We start from the raw sequence: 16,245 nt of genomic DNA on the forward strand, positions 1-16,245 counted from the left end.
ATGATCCCGCGCCTCCGCATCACACTTCTCCTCTTTTCACTTGTAGCCCTTCACTCCCCATCATTCGCGAACGGCGCGTCCGCGCCGCTCGCGCTCACCGGGCCCGAGGTTGTGAAACTCGACTGGGGCACGCGCTCGCTTCAAGTCGCCGACCTCAACGGCGACGGCCTGCCCGACATCGCCGTCGCGAACAATGACCGCTCCACCATCGAACTCCTTTACCAGCTCAAGCCCGGCGAGCCGCCTCCCCGCGTTCCCGCCTCGCTCAGTCCCAATCGCTGGGAGCCCGTTGTCGAGGACGCCCGCTTCCGCAAGGCCACCATCACCACCGGTGTCGTCATGTTCGACCTCTGCGCCGGCGACCTCAACGGCGACAAGCTTCCCGACCTCGTTTACACCGGCTCGCCCCAGGCGCTCACGCTCCGCCTCCAGCAAACCGATGGCTCGTGGGTTGAGAAAAAAATCCCCGAGGCTCCCGCGCCCAACCAGCTTGTTGGCTCGCTCAAAATCGCCGACCTCGACGGCGACGGCCGCGCCGATCTCGCCATGCTCGGCAAAAACGAACTCGCCGTTTTTTATCAAACGGATGGCGGCATCCTCGCCGCGCCCGAGCGCTACACGCTTCCCGACAACAACTGCTACGGCCTCGAAATTTGCGATGTCGATGGCGACGGGCTTGCGGACCTTGTTTACCTCTGCAACGGCGCGCGCCAGACAGTTCGCGTCCGCCTTCAAACTCCGTCTCGCCAGTTCGGCCCCGAGCTTTCCTACGAGATCAAACACTCCCGCTGCACGCTGCAAATCCTGCAACAAGCCGACGCCAAAACCGGCCGCCACGCCATCTTTGCCTTTGCGCAAGACGGCACCGGCCAGCTGGAGGAATTCACCCTCAAGCCCGGCGATGCCTCTTCCGGGAGCGTCGGGTTCCAGCCTGGCACCACGCCGCTTCCTTCCATCAACCCCCGCATCTTCAGCCCCCGTCCCGGTGCAAAAACCCCCGCCGCCTACGCCATCGGCAATTTCACCGCCGAGCCCAAGCCCCGCTCCTCGCTTCCCTCAAAATCAGCCTCGCGTTTTCCCGGTCCCGACATCGTCGTTTCCGATCCCGATGCCGCGCAAATTTATCTCTATGCGCGCCAACCCGACGGCGGTTTCACCACGGCAAAAAAATCACCCGTGTTTTCCGACGCGCGCGCCCTTGCCGCGGGCGATTGGTATGACGAAGGCCGCGACGTGCTCTTCATCGGCAGTCCCAAGGAACAGGCCGTCGGCGTTTCCCGCTACATTGACGGGCGCTTCGAGTATCCCAAGCCGCTTCCCGTCACCGGGCGCCCCCTCGACGTTGCTTACGGTGATTTCGACGGCCTTGGGCAAAAACTTCTGGCCGTTCTTCTTGAACACAAAGGCAAGCGTTCCATCGAACTCTGGTCGCGCGACGGCGACACAGCCAAACTCGAGCACACCATCCCGATCACCAACCTCAAGACCGACCCGCGCGCGCTCCGCCTCCTCGACGCCAACCAGGACGGCAAGCTCGACATCGCCGTATTCACTCCGCTCGACGCCATGCGCCTCTACGTGCAGGGAGACGGTCTCGAATTCACCGAGGCCAGCGCCGACTCCGGGTTCCGCCGCAGCCTTGTGGACAAACTCGAATCCTCCGCGCTCACTCTTGGCGATATCGACGGCGACGGCAAACACGAGCTAGTCACCGCTCATTCCGGGTTTGCCCGCGCACTCCGGCTCGACGCCTCCGGCGGCCTTCAAGTCATCGAGCAATTCAATGCCCGCGATCCCAACACCGAGGTCGCCGCAGTCCTTGCCATTCCCGACTCGCCCTCGCCTGTCACCGCCTCCGACTGGCAAAAACCCGGCCTTGGCGCGACGGTGTCCCAATCCAAAACCCAGGGGTCAAAATCCAGGATCACAGTGGTTCTCTACGATCGCAAATCCGAGCAATTTCAAATCCTGCGCTCCGACGAAAGCGGGTTGTATCAAATAGTGGATACGGTCCCCGCCGGAAAAATCGAGGTCACGGGAGCCGAGGTTCTTCCCGCCACCAACGAGGCGTTTATTTTCGGACGCGACCGTTTCTGGTGGCTTCCGCTGGGACGGCGCGACCTTGCCGTCGCGACACTTTCCACGCACACCACCGACCTCCCCAATATCAGTTATGCCGACGTCATCGCCGGCGACCTTGTTGGCGACGGCCGGCCCGAAATCATTTGCGTCGATCCCGCGAAAAACCTTCTCGAAATCCTGCGTCGCAACGACGACGGCATGCGCTGGGATAGCATCATGCACTTCAAGGTTTTCGAAATCGACCAGCACTACCAGGGCCGACGCGGCACACAGCTCGAGCCGCGCGAAACCGTGATTGCCGACATCACCGGCAACGGAAAAAAATCAATTATCCTCGTCGTTCACGACCGCGTGCTCATCTATCCGCAAGAGTGATCTCATGCCATTTCGAGCGTTAGCGACAGTCTGCCAGCCACCCTGCCGTTGATGGCGCCCAAAGAATAAATCTCCTTCTCGAATGGGCTCACAAAACGCCGGCGCCTGTTTCCCGCCGGCGAATTACGCCGGCGGAAAATCTTTTAACCGGGCGTGTCGGAGCATGCTCCGATCAGCGCCCGGGGGTTCTCATACCATCGCGAAATCCATCTGGCGTTTGAAGCGGTCCACTTTTTTCACAACGACGGTGATGTGTTCGCCAACCTTGAGGTATTTCTTGGTTTTGCGCCCGACGAAAGCCGTGTTGCTCGCGTTCGGGAAATAAACGTCACCCGCAAAACTGTCCTTGTTGATGAAGCCGAAGCTCATCGACTCGGTCAGCTCGATGAAGAGACCCGCGCCGCGCACGTCGGTGATGACCGCGTCAAACTTGGTTTTCTTTTTCTTGGAGAGTTCGCGCTCGAAAAATTCGAGTGTCTTGATCTTCACGCTCTCACGCTCGGCCTCGGCGCTGTTGGTTTCGGTGAGGCTGAGGTGCTCGCCGAGCGAGGCCATGCTGCCGGCGCTGTAGCCGAATTTGTAATCGGCGGGAACGGGATGCCCGGCGTGCTTGATGAGGTAATACGCGAGCACGCGGTGCACGACGAGGTCGGAGTAGCGGCGGATGGGCGAGGTGAAGTGTGTGTAGTCCTTTTTCGCGAGCCCGTAATGGCCGTCGGGTGTGGCGCGGTAGCAGGCTTTTTTCAGGCTGCGCAAGAGCTGGCTGCGGAGCACGTAGCCCTGCGGGTGTTTCTCGAGGGCGGCGAGCACCTTGACGATTTCCTTGCGCTGCGTGAGGTCGCCGGCCTCGACGCCGGCGGTGGCGAGAACCTTTTGGTATTCGATGAGTTTGTCCTCGTCGGGTTCGTCGTGCACGCGGTAGAGCGAAACGAGCTTGTGCGCGCGCGTGAGGCGCGCGACGGCTTCGTTGGCGGCGAGCATGAACTCCTCGATGAGCTGGTGGCTTTCGTCGTTCTCGATGCGCTCGAGCCGGTCGGCGTAGCCCTTTTCATCAACGAAGATTTTTGTTTCGGGCATGTCGAGGTCGAGCGAGCCGTGCGCCATGCGTTCGCGGCGGAGCTTGGCGGCGATTTTCCAGAGGCTGCGCAACCAGTGCTGCAAGTCCACGAGTTCGAGGTCGGTCAGTTCCTTGAGCGCGCGTCCGGTCGAGCCGGTCTGGTGCGCGGGCGGAACGGGGAGCGCGCGGATTTTCGCAATGCTGTTTTCAAACATGAACGCGTAGGCCTGTTTGTAGGTGAGGCGCTTGCGCGAGCGGATGACTGTGCTGGCAAAGGTTGTGTTGGTGATGCGGAGTTTTTTGTCGAAGGTGAGAAAGACCGCCTTGCAGAGGCGGTCCTGCCCCTCGACGAGCGAGCAAAGTCCGTTGGAGAGTTTTTGCGGCAGCATCGGGATGACGGTGCCGACGAGGTAGGTGGAGTTGCCGCGTTTCCGCGCCTCGCGATCGAGCGAGGTGCCGGGGCGCACGTAGTTGGAAACGTCGGCGATGTGAATGCCGACGCGCGTCTCGTCGTTGTCGAGCGTCTCGATGGAGAGGGCGTCGTCGAAATCCTTCGCGTCGTCGGGGTCGATGGTGAACGTCGGCGTGTCGCGGTAGTCGAGCCGCCCGGGAAGTTGCGTCGCGGCGACCTCGGAAGGAAGCGCGGCGACTTCGCGCTCGACGTCGGCGGGAAACTTCGGGTCGAGATTATGTTTTATGAGAATGCCCGCGAGCTCCGCGCCCGGCTCGAAGGTTTTGCCGAGGCATTGCGTGATTTTGCCCTCGAGCGGTTTGTGGCGCGCGGTCCATTCGGCGAGTGCGACGACGACTTTGTCACCCGGTCCGGGCACGGGTTTGATGCCGCTCGCGGCGGGATCGCCGACGGCGATGTCCTGCACGAAGCGCGGATCGTCCACGTTGACATAGAATTTGTTGCGGATGCGCGTGAGGTTGCCGACGACGGTGTTGCTCTCGCGCTCGGCGACGCTGACGACGCGCCCGGTGGGCTCGGGCGGACGGCCGTTGCGCGCGCGCGACATTTGCGGCGAGATTTTCACGAGCACCTTGTCGCCGTGGAGCGCGACGCCGGTGTCCTCGGGCGCGATTTGGATGGCGGGTTCGTCGATGGCGTTTGCGCCGGCGCGTCCGGGCAGCGGGTCGAGAATGACAAATGCCGAGCCGCCCTGCCGGAACATGATTTTGCCCGTGCGCGTGTCGTCCTCGCCCGCGAGCGCGAGCCGGTCGCCCTGCACGTGAACGATGCTGCCCTTGGAGAGGAGCTGGCGGATTTCAAATTTGAGCGAGTTGCGCTCCTTTTTATTGAGCGCGAGCGAGTGCCCGAGCGCCTTGATGTCCTGCGGCCTGTAATGGCGCTGGCGCAGATGTGCGAGTATGCGGTCGCGAAGTTTCATATGAATGCGTAATGTGGATTGTCAGGCTACTTCGTAAACGGAGTGCGGGATGAAGGGGATGCGAATGATTCAATTGCTTGTTGGCGTTTTTTCCCGGGCCAACACTCCCGAATGGATGGAAAAGGATTGGCGCTGGTAACAAGGAATCAGCTCTCATGCGTTGTCACCATGAAAATCTTTCCGGCCCGCCGCGAAAAGGCGCGGCTTGCGAACTGCTAGCGGGCATCGCGCAAACATTCATGCTGGCAAAAACGGCCGCAATCCTGCTACTGCTTTTTTTCATCTGCTGCCCGAGTGGCGGAATGGTAGACGCTGGGGACTTAAAATCCCTTGTCTGAAAAGACGTGCGGGTTCGAGTCCCGCCTCGGGCACCAGTTGTGAAATAAGTGTTGTTTCGCGCGGGCGCGTTATAGTTTTTCCCTGGCGAGGGCGGGGATGTTTTCGCCGCCTTTCAGCGGGCGGAGACGGTATTTGTATTCGAGCGTCCACTGGCCGAGGAGGTGTTCCTTGTGCGGCATGGCGCGCCAGGAGTTGTCACCGCCGAGGCCGCGCTGGTGCAGGTCGAGGTTGAGTGTGACCGTATCGCGGTCGGGGAGCTGGTAGGGATAGAAGTTGTCCTTGTGCGCCGCGCTGAAGAGGTCCTCGGTGGCGGAGTGCAGCGCGTTGGCGCCGAGGCGCGGCGTGACGGCCACCGCAAGCAGGCCGCGGCCGTTGTCGTCGGTGAGCGCGAGCCAGCGCACGTTTTCCTTGTTGCCGGTTTCCTGCGGTTTTATGTAGGGGAAAAATTGGTCGCGCACTTTGCCATTGTAGATGCCGACGCGGGCGTCCTGGCGGTCCCAGTAGGTTTCGTGCGGGCCTTTGCCGAACCAGGCGAGGTTGTCGAAGCCGGCGCGGAGCGTGGTTTGCATGCCGAAGCGCGGGGGCTCGGCGGCGCGCTTGGCGGGGTCGGCAATGAGTTCGCTTTCAACCAGGATGTCGCCTTCGGGGAAGACCGTCCAGGTGAGGCGTTGCGTGCGACGGACGGCCTCGACTTGCCCTTCAACCGAGATCACGACGCGTCCGTCGGCCTGCCTGGCGTCGATGTTGGTCACGCGCCAGGTTTCGTGCGCGTGGCGCCACTGGCCGGGGCCGTTGGCGGGCTTTTTGCCGGAGGGTTTGCCGAGGTCGGTCATTTTGTTGCCGCGATCGTTGTCAACGGGCGCGCGCCAGTAGTGGGGGCCGAGCGGTTTTTCCAAGAGCTCGGTCGAGCCGGTTTTAAGCGAGGCGAGGAAGCCGGTTTTGCGGTCAAAGGCGACGGTGAAATCGGAGCCTTCGACGATGAACCGGTCGGCGGTTTCCTTTAGCGCGGGGGATTTTTTGGAGGAGGTGATTCTTTTCGCGGGGGCCGAGACCGGCAGCGGAAATTGCTCCCATGCGATTTCGTGGCCGGCTTTTGCCCAAGGGGTGTCGGCGCGCAGGGTGAAGATGACTTCGAGGAAATATTCGACGCCGGGCTCGGGCGCGATTGACGCCATGGGAATGCCGGCGCGTTTTGTCTCGCGCGGGGAGACGGTGAGTTTGTCGAGCGTGCCGCGCTGGATTTCAACGCCGTCGGCGGTCACGCGCCACGAGGCTTTGAGCCAGTCGGCGGTGTTCTGGAAATCGGCCCAGTTGGTGATGTCGATTTCGGGGGATTTTTTTGCGAGGCCGCCGGGCGCGGCGTTCATCTGGACGGGTTGGTAAACTTTTTTGACCTCGGCGAGTCCGGGGTGGGGAGTGCGGTCGGCGCTGATGAGGCCGTTGGCGCAGAAGTTGCCGTCGGAGGGGAACTGGCCGGGCGCGCCGAAGGTGCCGCCGTAGGCGAAGAAGGTGCCGAGCTTGGGGTCGAGCGGGATGGATTTTGGGTTTTCCATTTGCACGATGGTGCGCGAGGCGGGGACGGGGGTGCGCAGGCCTTGGTCAACCCAATCCCAGATGAAGCCGCCCTGAAGGTGCGGCGTGCCGGCGTAGATGGGGCGCCAATAGGCCCAGATGTCGCCGTTGCTGTTGCCCATGGCGTGGGAATACTCGCACATGATGAAGGGTTTTGAGCGTGGGAGGGCGGCGTAGTTGAGCACGGTTTCGGGGGGCGGATACATGGGGCAAACGACGTCGGTGAACTCGTTGCTGTGGTCGGATTCGTATTGGACGGGACGGGTGTCGTTTGCCTTGAGCCAGCGGTAGCCGGCGCGGAAGGCTTCGCCGAAGGCGGATTCGTTGCCGAGCGACCAGCCGATGACGCAGGCGTGGTTTTTGTCGCGTTGATACATGCGCTGGATGCGCTCGACGTGGGCGGCGTGCCAGTCGGGTTCGTCGGCGAGGGCGCGCTGGCGTCCGGCGTTGGTTTCGTTCATCTGGGCGTGCGACTCGATGTTGGCCTCGTCGATGACGTAGAGGCCGTATTCGTCGCAGAGCGCATACCATTCGGAGACGTTGGGGTAGTGGCAGGTGCGGACGGCGTTGATGTTGTTTTGCTTCATCAGGCGGATGTCCTCGATCATGCCTTCGCGGGTGAGCGTGTAGCCGTGGTCGGGGTCCCATTCGTGGCGGTTGACGCCGCGCATGAGGGCGGGTTTGCCGTTGACGAGGAAGCGGCCGTCGCGGGTTTCGGTGGAGCGGAAACCGACGCGCCAGGGGATGGTTTCGAGTGTGCGGCCGGCGGCGTCTTTCACGGAGATGAGCAGCGTGTAGAGCGCGGGGATCTCGGCGGACCATTTGGCGGGATTTTTGATGGTGGCGGATTTTTCGAAGCGCGCGGCGGCGGATGCGGCGAGGTTTTGCGCGGGGATGGAGAGGACGGCGATTTGTTTGCCTTGGGGTGAGAGAAGGCGCGCCTCGATGGCGGCGCCCCGGGGTTGTCGGTGAGGTTTTTCAGCTCGCCGGAGAGCGTGAGGGTGGCGTCGCGGTAGCCGGTGTCGAGCGCGGTGGTGATTTTGAAATCGCGCAGGTGCACGCCGGGCGCGCTCCAGAGCCAGACGTCGCGGAAGATGCCGCTCAGGCGCCAGAAATCCTGGTCCTCAAGGTAGGAGCCGTCGTTCCAGCGGATGACTTCGACGGCGAGGATGTTTTCGCCGCCGTCCGTGCGCAGGTGCGGCGTGACGCGGAAGGTGGAGGGCGTGCGGCTGTCCTTATTATAGCCGAGTTTTTTGCCGTTGAGCCAGACGGTGAACAGCGAGCTGACGCCGTCGAAGGTGAGAAAAATTTCACGGCCGCGCCAGTCGGCGGGCGTGGCGAATGCGCGGCGGTAGCTGGAGACGGGGTTGTAATCGCCGGGGATGACCGGCGGTGTCACGTCGCGCCACGGGTAGGTCTGGTTCGAGTAGGTGGGGATGCCGTGGCCCTCAATTTCGACGCAGGAGGGCACGCGGATGGAGCCCCATTTCGCGTCGTCGAAATCTGTTTTCCAAAAATCGAGCGGGCGTTTTTCGGGATGCGAAACCCAGTGGTATTTCCATGCGCCGTTGAGCGTGCGATAAAAGGGCGAGTCCTCGCGGCGCAGCTTTTTGGCGGAGGCTTCGTCGGCGAAAACCGTCATCGACGCGAAGGCGGGCTCCTGGCCCTCGCTTTGCCTCGTGGGATCGGCCCAGAGGGGCTTGGCATCGGAGGCGGCGTGCGCGAGCGGATTGATTGAAATTGCAAGAAGGGCGAGGAGGGCCGGGAGGTGTTTTCTCATGGGTAAAATGACGGAGCGATTGTCTTTCGGCGATTGTTGCAAGGTGGGTTGGGCGGACTGCAAATATGACGATGCCATTGCATGATGCGCCTGAATGTTTGTCACAACATTTCTTCATGGTTTGGTGATGTGACCATGCGCGCGCCCGTCCCGCATTGATGGAGGGATTGACAAAGGCGGGTGTTGTGCCCGCCAATAAAACACCCTCACAACCGAAACCGCCCAAACACGCCGCCAACATGTCCCCATCGTCACGCCGCTTTACTTCGTTGCCCGCGCAGGTTGCCGACGCGCTGCGCCAAGGCATCGATCAGGGGGCGTGGAAGGACTGGTTGCCCGGCGAGCGCACCTTGGGGGAAATGTATCAGGTAAGCCGCAAAACATTGCGCAAGGCGCTGGCGCAGTTGCAGGCAGAGGGGCTCGTGAAGGCCGAGCATGGACTGGGCAACCGCATCATGGCGCCCAAGTCCCGCAAATCGCGGAAGGCCGGGACGGAGCAGGTGGTGGCTTTGCTCACGCCCGATCCGATGGAATACATGCGGCCGCACACGCTGCTTTGGATCAACCGGCTCAAGTCGATGCTTATCGAAAACGGCTCCAAGCTGATCACGCTCGACGGGCGCAAATACTTTGGAAAACAACCGGGCGGCGCGCTGGCGAAGCTCAATGCGCAGCAATCGATCGCGTGCTGGTTGCTGGCCAATTCGACGGAGTCAACGCAGCGCTGGTTTCACGATCACAAGGTGCCGTGCGTGATCGCGGGCTCCTGCCATCCGGGGATCGATTTGCCGCATGTCGATCTCGATCATTATGCGATGTGCCGTCACGCGGCGGGCGTGCTGCTTGCGGCGGGGCACACGCGTGTGGCGTTGTTGAACGAGCGCTCCGGGCGCGCGGGCGACGCGGAAAGCGAGGCGGGATTCATCGCGGGCGTGCGCGATTCGCGCCGCGAGGCGGCGGTGCCGCTGGTGCTTTACCACGACCACACGGCCGCGAGTTTGTCGCGCGCGATCACCCGTTTGCTGGACATGCCGAACCCGCCCACGGCGTTGCTGGTTTCGAACAGCGCGAGTTATCTCACGGTGATCAGCGTGCTCGCGCAACGCGGCTTGCGCGTGCCGGCCGACATGTCGGTGGTGTCGCGCGACGACGAGCCGTTCCTGAGTTTTCTCGTTCCCACGCCGTCGCGATACACGGCGGGCCCCTATACATTTGCCAAAAAAATCCTGAGGCCGCTCATGCAAATTTTGCACGGCGAAAGTGTCACGACGCGCAGCATCCGCATCATCCCCGATTATCACAAGGGCGGCTCGCTGCGTGTGCTTTAGGATGCGGGAGCGCCCTGAAAAGTTTTCGCAAGTTCCTTGAGTCCCAAGTTCAACGTGCGCAGGTCGCCGCCCGGGCCTATGAGCTGCGCGCCGAGTGCGCGAACTTTTTGGTAGTGATCGGGGCCGATTCCAAGCGTCCCCCAAAACTTGCCATGCTGTTTGCAGGCTTCGTCCACGCGTTTCATCGCGGCGAGAACATCGGGATGCCCGATCTGGCCGAGCTTGCCGATGCGGTGCGCGTAATCACCCGGGCCGAAGAAAATGCCGTCCACGCCCGGGGTCGCTATGATTTCGTCCACCTTGCAAAGCCCGAGCTCGGTTTCAACCTGGCAGAGAATCGCGGTCTCGCGGTTTTGATAGGAAACGTATTCGGTCGCGGGAATCGTGCCGTAGCGCGCGTCGATGCCGCCGCCATTCCAGCCGCGCAGGCCCGTGGTTTCACCCGCGGCCGGCGAGGGGTTGTTGAACTTGGCCCAGCTGACGATCCGGGCGGCCTCCTCGGCGCTCTCGACCATGGCGCACATGATGCCGCCGACGCCTGTTTCAAGGACGCGCTGCACGGTCTGGTAGTTCGACGCGTGAAAACGCGCGAGTGTCGTCACCGGGTGCGCGCGGGCGACGAGGTTTAGCACCGCAAGCTGGTCGGTCGGGATGTCGAAATGCTCCAGGTCAAACCAGAGTGTCTCGAACAATTTGCTGTTGCAGATAAAGTCGACATAACGCGGGGTCGCATGGTTGCCGAAACTATAGCAATGCTCGACGCGGCCCGCGCGAACATTGGCCAGAAGTTGGTTGGGTTTTAAAGAGGGCATGGTTTGAAAATTATAATACTTTCGGGACTAAAAGGCGTCCTGCTGATTGTTCTGTGGCATTATTTTGTTCGCAACACCAATGAACTCTGGTGGATTCCTCCGGGTGCCAGTTATACTTGATTGAGCGAATAATGCGCGAAAGATTGTTTTATTTTAATTCAATTTGCGTGTGATTGGCGCAACCGAACCCATGATAAAAAAAATCCCCATTCTGATGACCTGGCTGGCAGCCTGCGGCGTTTGCATGCTTTCGTGCAGCCGCGGGGAACCCCGGGGAGCGGCGCGGAATCGGGAATATAAACAGGGCGTGATTTCATGGGAGCGGGTCGCTGATTTGCCTGATCCAGTTGGACTCAAGGGCATGTTTTCAGGTGTGAGCAACGGGCGGATCATACTGGCCGGCGGCTCCAACTTTCCAACGCCGAGGAACGAGGGCGGCAAGAAGACATTTTCGAATCGCATATTTACCTGTTCGCCCGACAAGGCGCGCGGGGGCGGCTGGGTCGTTGACGCGACTGTGTTGCCGGAGGGGCTGGGCGAAGGCGCATCGGTCACGACCGGGCTCGGTGTAATTACGATAGGCGGAGCCGGCGCCCATGGCGCATCGGCTGATGTGTGGTTGTTGCAATGGGATTCCGCGGCGGCAAAAGTCACCCGCCGGGCATTGCCATCGCTGCCGATGCCGCTGGCAAACGCCGCCGCCGCCTGCCATCAGGGAAAACTCTATGTGGCGGGCGGAGAAAACGCCGGGAAAGTGTCCGGAACGTTTTATGTAATTGATATCGCCGCCGCCGCGGATGCGACAGTCAAAACTGAATGGATGCAGCTGCCTGCGTGGCCGGGGCCGGCGCGCTTTGGCGCGGTGATGGCTGTTCTGGAATCGGATGCGGGAGCGGCTTTGTATATGTTCGGGGAAGGGCCGAATCGAGCGGCCCCGTGAAAGAGACGGATTATCTTGCGGATGGGTTTGATTATAATTTTTCGACGCAAACCTGGGGCATTGCTCCGGCCATGCCGCATCGCGCGCTTGCGGCAACGGGCGCGCGCATCAATGAAAACCAATTTATAGTCATGGGTGGCTCGGACGGGCACGACCTCGATAAGATGAGGGAGCTTGGCGAGCGTTATCGTTTGCCGGACCACATAATGCTCTATGATGCGAGGTCGAACCAATGGCGCGAGATTGGCAAGTTGCCGATCGGCGTGGCGGGTGCCTCGGCAATTCGGCTCGGAAAACAGTGGATGGTTGCGGGAGGAGAGTATTCGCCGGCGCTGCGAACCAATCATGTGTATATGGCAACCTTTTCGGATTACAATTAATGAACACGCTCGATTATATTATTCTTGTTGTATATTTCCTCATGGTGTGCGGGGTCGCCGCCGTGTTTGCGGGAAAGCAGAAGTCGCTGAAGGACTATTTCCTCGGCGACCGCAACGTGCCCTGGTATGCGGCGATGTTTTCCGGAATCGCGACGATCGTAAGCGCGACGTCGTTCATCGGCGGCCCGGCGGTGGCGTTTACCGGCAACCTGCAATTTTTGCAATACCGCCTCGCGCTGCCCATCGTTCTAGGCATCATTTGCGGGTTGATATTGCCGACGTTTTTTCGACAGCAGATTTATTCCATTTATGAATATTTGGAGCGGCGCTTCGATGTGAGGGTCAGACTCGTGGCGAGTGTGCTGTTTCTGCTTTTGAAGAGCATATACCTTGCGATTTGCATATATGCGCCCGCGCTCGTGCTGGCCCGGATGACCGGTCTGCCTGTTATTGGCATTGTTTTGGCCGTGGGCGTGGTGACCGCATTGTATACAATGGCGGGAGGCATAAAGGCGGTCATTTGGACCGACACGCTTCAGCTGGGAATCTTCATAGGCGCGATCGGTTTTGTGCTGTATTTAGTGTGCAGCAGGGTCGAGGGCGGCGCGCCCGCCGTCTGGCAGATCGCCGGCGAGCACGGGCATCTGGATTTCTTTAATTTTTCCACAAGCTTGAAGGAGCCTTATACATTTTTGGGCGGGTTGCTTGGCGGGACTGTTTATACATTGAGCCAATTTGGCGTCGATCAGGCGGAGGTGCAGCGCTACTTGACGACAAAGAACATACGCCAGTCGAACCTTGCGATGATAACCTCCATGCTGGCGGCAACGGTTGTCGGGTTCGCTTTATTTTTCATAGGCGCGGCCTTGTTTGCCTTTTATCAAGCGTATCCGCAAAAACTGGGCGAGGGAGTTGGGCCGAATGATATTTTCCCCAAGTTCATAATCGAGGAACTGCCGCACGGCATCAAGGGCGTGTTGATCGCGGCGATTCTGGCCGCGGCCATGTCAACCGTCAGCGCGGTGCTCAACTCGATGGCGACCGTGACGCTGTCCGATATCTGGCCGCGAGTTTCGCAACATAAACCCGGCGTGCGCGCGGGGCGCATTTGCACACTGGCCTTCGGCGCGATGGCAACGGTGTTCGCATGCTTCGGTAATCACTTTGGCAACATATTGGAGTTGTCACTGATGATCGGAAACCTCTTTGGCGGCAGCTTGGTGGGGACGTTTTTGCTCGGCATGCTGACACGCCGGGTCACCGCACGGGCGGCTTTGGTTGCCATGATATGCGGTTTCGCGAGCGCGCTCTGGCTGGCATTTTTCACAGACGTGGCTCGCATGTGGTATGGCTTTTTCTCAATGCTGGTCGTGTTTGCCGTCGGGTTTGCCGTCAGCTTGCTGGGCCCGAAATCGAGCACCAGGGCGCCCGCAAAGAATTAGGGAAAGCGTTCTTGCGGGCGACGCGGGTCTTTGGTCTAAAAGCGCGGACCCTGATAATTATGAAACTCCCCGCCAGTCTCCATTTTTGTTTGTATAATATATTTCGCGCGGTGCGGCCGCGGCCTTTGTTAATGATCGCTTTGATGGCGGCATGCGTCGCGCAAGCCCAGAATGCAAGGCCGACAGGGGCGCTGATTTCTCATGTCGTGGAAACACGAGTGGAGTTTAATACAAGCGATTCTTTTCTCGGCGATCTGTATGCGGAGGCCGTAAAAGTTTCCAAAACCAACGAAAAGGATTTTTCCGGGCGTCCGGTTTTGATCGAGGGGGGCGGCTACAATGGCATTTGGATCGAAACCCAGCCGATGGGCGGGGAGATGAACGCCAGGCGCAATATGACCACCGCCTTCAACAACACACTGCTATTCATGGAGCATCAGCTCCCCAATGGGCGTTATCCGGGGCTCATCCGTTATCGCGGCGGGAAAATGCTACCGGTTTATTCGCACACGCAGGGCTACAGTTTTCCGTTTCATGCGCTGAATCTTTATTATTGGAATAAAAAACGCGACGACGCCTATCTGCGCCGGCTTTATGATTCCATGGAAAAATTCGATGACTATCTCTGGCGTTATCGCGATTCCGACGGCGACGGATGCCTTGAGACATGGTGCGTTTGGGACACCGGCGAGGATAATTCCAACCGCTTTGCCGGCACCAAGCTCAATCACGGCGGCTGGTCCGGCGAAGCCCCGCCCGACGATCCTGTTTTTCCCGTGGAGAGCATGGACGTCATGGCCTACTCTTACGATACCCGGGCCACGCTCGCGCGGTTGTCCGTCATGCTGGGCAATGGAAAGGAAAGGGAATGGCAGGCCAAGGCCGCGACTGTGCGCGACAAGCTCCGCGAATATTTGTGGGATGAAAAACGCGGCGCCTGCTTTGACCGCGACCGTGATAATAAAGTCATGCCGGCCCTTATACACAACAACCTCCGCGTGATGTATCATGGCATGTTCACACCGGAGATGGCCGGGCGCTTTGTGCGCGAGCACTTGCTCAACCCGGAGGAATTTTGGACGCCCTTTCCGCTGCCTTCCATCGCCATCAACGATCCGGCTTATCGCGTTGGCTCGAACGACTGGAGCGGCGAGCCCATGGGGCTTACTTACCAGCGCGTTATACGCGCGCTTGAGAACTACGGGTTCAACGCGGAGCTTGTTCTCATTGGCGAGAAACTCATCGCCGCCACCGGACGCGACAAGTTTTTCACACAGCAATACGACCCTCGCACCAGCGCGGCGTCGCCGGTCAAGGGACGCAATGATTACGGTCCCACGCTTTTGGCGGCGCTCGAATACATGACGCGGTTTTACGGTGTTAATGTTGAGCTCGATGAATTGCACTGGGGCGCGCTCGGGCGCGAAGGTCACACGACAAGCTATACCCAGCACTGGGCCGGCGACGCCTACACAATCGAAAGCAAGGATGGATCAACCGTTGCGAGCATCAACGGACGCGAAATATTCCGAACCGATTGCGGTGTGCGCGTGGACACCGACTGGCGCGGCACGGTGTTGCGTATCGTCAACCTGCGCCCCGATCCGGTGCGCGTCCGTTTCCAGGCAAACGGACGCGAAACAACGCTCAATTTGAAACGCAACGAAGCGTTTGCCTTTTCCAGCGCGGACAGCGCCGTCGCCTCGCGGCGTGATTTTTAGAAAAGGCCGCTGGCGACGACGCCGACGGCGGTGATGGGGCCGGAGTCGGAGAAGCCGTCCATGGCGCGGTCGACTTTGCGCAGCGTCGCCTTGGCGTCGCGCACGAGGTTGTCGTTCGTGATGAGCTGGCCGAAGCTGCTTTCGTCGCTGTTCATCTTGTTTGTGATGTCGCTGATGTTCTTGACGGCGACTTTCAGGTTTTGCGCGGTGGCCTCGTCGTAGATGAGCGTGCCGATGGCGCCGCGGCCGCTTTTCACGTCGGCTATGATTGTCTGCGTTTCGCCGATGAAACCCTTGGCCTCGGTGGCGGCGTTTTTGATTTCGGTGACCGCGGCGAGGAGCTGGTCGTAGGCCGCGGGGTCGTTGATGAGCTTGGCGAGGGTGCCGTCGCCGGCGCGGATTTTTTCGGTGATTTCGTTGAGGTTCGCGATGGAGGAGTTGAGGTTGGCGCGGTTTTCGTTGACGAGGTTGTTGACGTTGGTGATGAGGCCGGGGGAGCCGTCGGGGTTGTCGCTGAAGGCGGCGCCGATTTTGCCGACGGCGACCTTGATGTCGGCCCCGAGTTCGCCGAGGTCGGACATGATTTTGTTGAAGTCGGGGACTTCGTGCGTGCGGAGGGTGTCGCCGGGCGCGACGATGCCGGAGGCGGGGGAGCCGAGGTCGAGCGAGATGTAGTTCGAGCCGATGAGGCCGGAGGTGGCGATGGTGGCGACGCAGTCCTTGTGGATGGGGACTTCCTTCTTGATGCTGAGGACGGCCTCGGCGCGTCCGTTGTTGATGCGCACCGCCGTGACGGCGCCGATGGTCACGCCGGCCATGCGCACTTCGTTGCCGACTTTGAGCTCGCGGACGGATTTGAAGGGGCGGTGACTTCGTAGCCGTCCTTCACATTGAAACTGCCGGTGTGCAGCGCCTGGAATGTGATCCAGAGCAGCGCGATGCCGAGGACAAAAAAGATGCCCACGCGGGCGTTTGTTTGAGCTTGGTTCATGGTGAGTTGGTTTGCGTTTGGTGTTTAGAGTTGTG

The 16,245-nt window shown here is 60.5% G+C and carries 11 protein-coding genes, 1 tRNA gene and 2 pseudogenes; 7 read left to right on the forward strand and 7 right to left on the reverse strand.

Annotated elements, in window-relative coordinates; genetic code table 11:
* Positions 1–2,457, forward strand: a complete 2,457-nt coding sequence (locus CKA38_RS05885) for an FG-GAP repeat domain-containing protein (RefSeq protein ID WP_108824658.1) — start codon at positions 1–3, stop codon at positions 2,455–2,457.
* Positions 2,458–2,646: 189 nt separating this feature from the next.
* Here CKA38_RS05885 and CKA38_RS05890 read toward each other — a convergent pair whose 3' ends face one another.
* A complete protein-coding gene (locus tag CKA38_RS05890; RefSeq protein ID WP_108824659.1) occupies positions 2,647–4,905 on the reverse strand; it encodes a ribonuclease R family protein in 2,259 nt (752 codons plus the stop codon).
* A 288-nt stretch (positions 4,906–5,193) separates the two neighbouring features.
* Here CKA38_RS05890 and CKA38_RS05895 point away from each other — a divergent pair.
* Positions 5,194–5,279, forward strand: a tRNA-Leu gene (locus tag CKA38_RS05895).
* A 33-nt stretch (positions 5,280–5,312) separates the two neighbouring features.
* On the opposite strand, the gene CKA38_RS05900 is transcribed toward CKA38_RS05895, so the two are convergent.
* The 3 genes and pseudogenes from CKA38_RS05900 to CKA38_RS05905 all read right to left on the reverse strand — a co-directional run.
* Positions 5,313–7,595: a glycoside hydrolase family 2 TIM barrel-domain containing protein gene (locus CKA38_RS05900; protein WP_108824660.1), complete on the reverse strand. Its 2,283-nt coding sequence runs from the start codon at positions 7,593–7,595 to the stop codon at positions 5,313–5,315.
* 3 nt (positions 7,596–7,598) lie between these two features.
* Positions 7,599–7,928: pseudogene (locus CKA38_RS16955) on the reverse strand (hypothetical protein); the annotation flags it as partial.
* Positions 7,892–8,674 (reverse strand): annotated as a pseudogene (locus CKA38_RS05905) (sugar-binding domain-containing protein); the annotation flags it as partial. The pseudogenes CKA38_RS05905 and CKA38_RS16955, both read right to left, overlap by 37 nt.
* Positions 8,675–8,835: 161 nt before the next feature.
* Here CKA38_RS05905 and CKA38_RS05910 point away from each other — a divergent pair.
* Positions 8,836–9,924, forward strand: a complete 1,089-nt coding sequence (locus tag CKA38_RS05910; protein WP_161554761.1) for a GntR family transcriptional regulator — start codon at positions 8,836–8,838, stop codon at positions 9,922–9,924.
* Here the strand turns inward: CKA38_RS05910 and CKA38_RS05915 are convergent.
* On the reverse strand, positions 9,921–10,736 hold the full coding sequence (locus CKA38_RS05915) for an HpcH/HpaI aldolase family protein (protein WP_108824663.1): 816 nt from the start codon (positions 10,734–10,736) through the stop codon (positions 9,921–9,923). The genes CKA38_RS05910 and CKA38_RS05915 overlap by 4 nt on opposite strands.
* Before the next feature lie 190 nt (positions 10,737–10,926).
* Between CKA38_RS05915 and CKA38_RS05920 the strand changes: the two genes are divergently transcribed.
* From CKA38_RS05920 to CKA38_RS05935, 4 genes are all read left to right on the forward strand, one after another.
* On the forward strand, positions 10,927–11,676 hold the full coding sequence (locus tag CKA38_RS05920; RefSeq protein ID WP_108824664.1) for a hypothetical protein: 750 nt from the start codon (positions 10,927–10,929) through the stop codon (positions 11,674–11,676).
* Positions 11,673–12,056, forward strand: a complete 384-nt coding sequence (locus CKA38_RS05925; RefSeq protein ID WP_161554762.1) for a Kelch repeat-containing protein — start codon at positions 11,673–11,675, stop codon at positions 12,054–12,056. The genes CKA38_RS05920 and CKA38_RS05925 overlap by 4 nt, the downstream gene beginning before the upstream one ends.
* Positions 12,056–13,498, forward strand: a complete 1,443-nt coding sequence (locus CKA38_RS05930; RefSeq protein ID WP_161554763.1) for a sodium:solute symporter family transporter — start codon at positions 12,056–12,058, stop codon at positions 13,496–13,498. Before CKA38_RS05925 ends, CKA38_RS05930 begins: the two co-directional genes overlap by 1 nt.
* Positions 13,499–13,704: 206 nt before the next feature.
* Positions 13,705–15,219 carry an MGH1-like glycoside hydrolase domain-containing protein gene (locus CKA38_RS05935; RefSeq protein ID WP_202863971.1) on the forward strand — a complete coding sequence of 505 codons (1,515 nt, stop codon included), beginning with the start codon at positions 13,705–13,707 and terminating at the stop codon, positions 15,217–15,219.
* Here CKA38_RS05935 and CKA38_RS05940 read toward each other — a convergent pair.
* Together CKA38_RS05940 and CKA38_RS05945 are read right to left on the reverse strand one after the other, a co-directional pair.
* Complete coding sequence (locus CKA38_RS05940; protein ID WP_108824666.1) at positions 15,216–16,037, reverse strand: MlaD family protein; 822 nt, start codon at positions 16,035–16,037, stop codon at positions 15,216–15,218. The two genes, CKA38_RS05935 and CKA38_RS05940, sit on opposite strands and share 4 nt — an antisense overlap.
* Positions 16,025–16,210, reverse strand: coding sequence for a hypothetical protein (locus tag CKA38_RS05945; protein ID WP_108824667.1), 186 nt, complete (start codon positions 16,208–16,210; stop codon positions 16,025–16,027). Before CKA38_RS05945 ends, CKA38_RS05940 begins: the two co-directional genes overlap by 13 nt.
* Positions 16,211–16,245 lie beyond the last annotated feature (35 nt).

The organism is Ereboglobus luteus (genome assembly GCF_003096195.1).
In the GTDB taxonomy this organism is placed as follows: domain Bacteria; phylum Verrucomicrobiota; class Verrucomicrobiia; order Opitutales; family Opitutaceae; genus Ereboglobus; species Ereboglobus luteus.

What these genes read in the sequence shown, in the direction of transcription:
- CKA38_RS05885 (WP_108824658.1), top strand. Translation starts at nt 1, where the DNA reads ATGATCCCGCGCCTCCGCATCACACTTCTCCTCTTTTCACTTGTAGCC.
- CKA38_RS05890 (WP_108824659.1), bottom strand. Translation starts at nt 4,905, where the DNA reads ATGAAACTTCGCGACCGCATACTCGCACATCTGCGCCAGCGCCATTAC.
- CKA38_RS05910 (WP_161554761.1), top strand. Translation starts at nt 8,836, where the DNA reads ATGTCCCCATCGTCACGCCGCTTTACTTCGTTGCCCGCGCAGGTTGCC.
- CKA38_RS05915 (WP_108824663.1), bottom strand. Translation starts at nt 10,736, where the DNA reads ATGCCCTCTTTAAAACCCAACCAACTTCTGGCCAATGTTCGCGCGGGC.
- CKA38_RS05920 (WP_108824664.1), top strand. Translation starts at nt 10,927, where the DNA reads ATGATAAAAAAAATCCCCATTCTGATGACCTGGCTGGCAGCCTGCGGC.
- CKA38_RS05930 (WP_161554763.1), top strand. Translation starts at nt 12,056, where the DNA reads ATGAACACGCTCGATTATATTATTCTTGTTGTATATTTCCTCATGGTG.
- CKA38_RS05940 (WP_108824666.1), bottom strand. Translation starts at nt 16,037, where the DNA reads ATGGCCGGCGTGACCATCGGCGCCGTCACGGCGGTGCGCATCAACAAC.
- CKA38_RS05945 (WP_108824667.1), bottom strand. Translation starts at nt 16,210, where the DNA reads ATGAACCAAGCTCAAACAAACGCCCGCGTGGGCATCTTTTTTGTCCTC.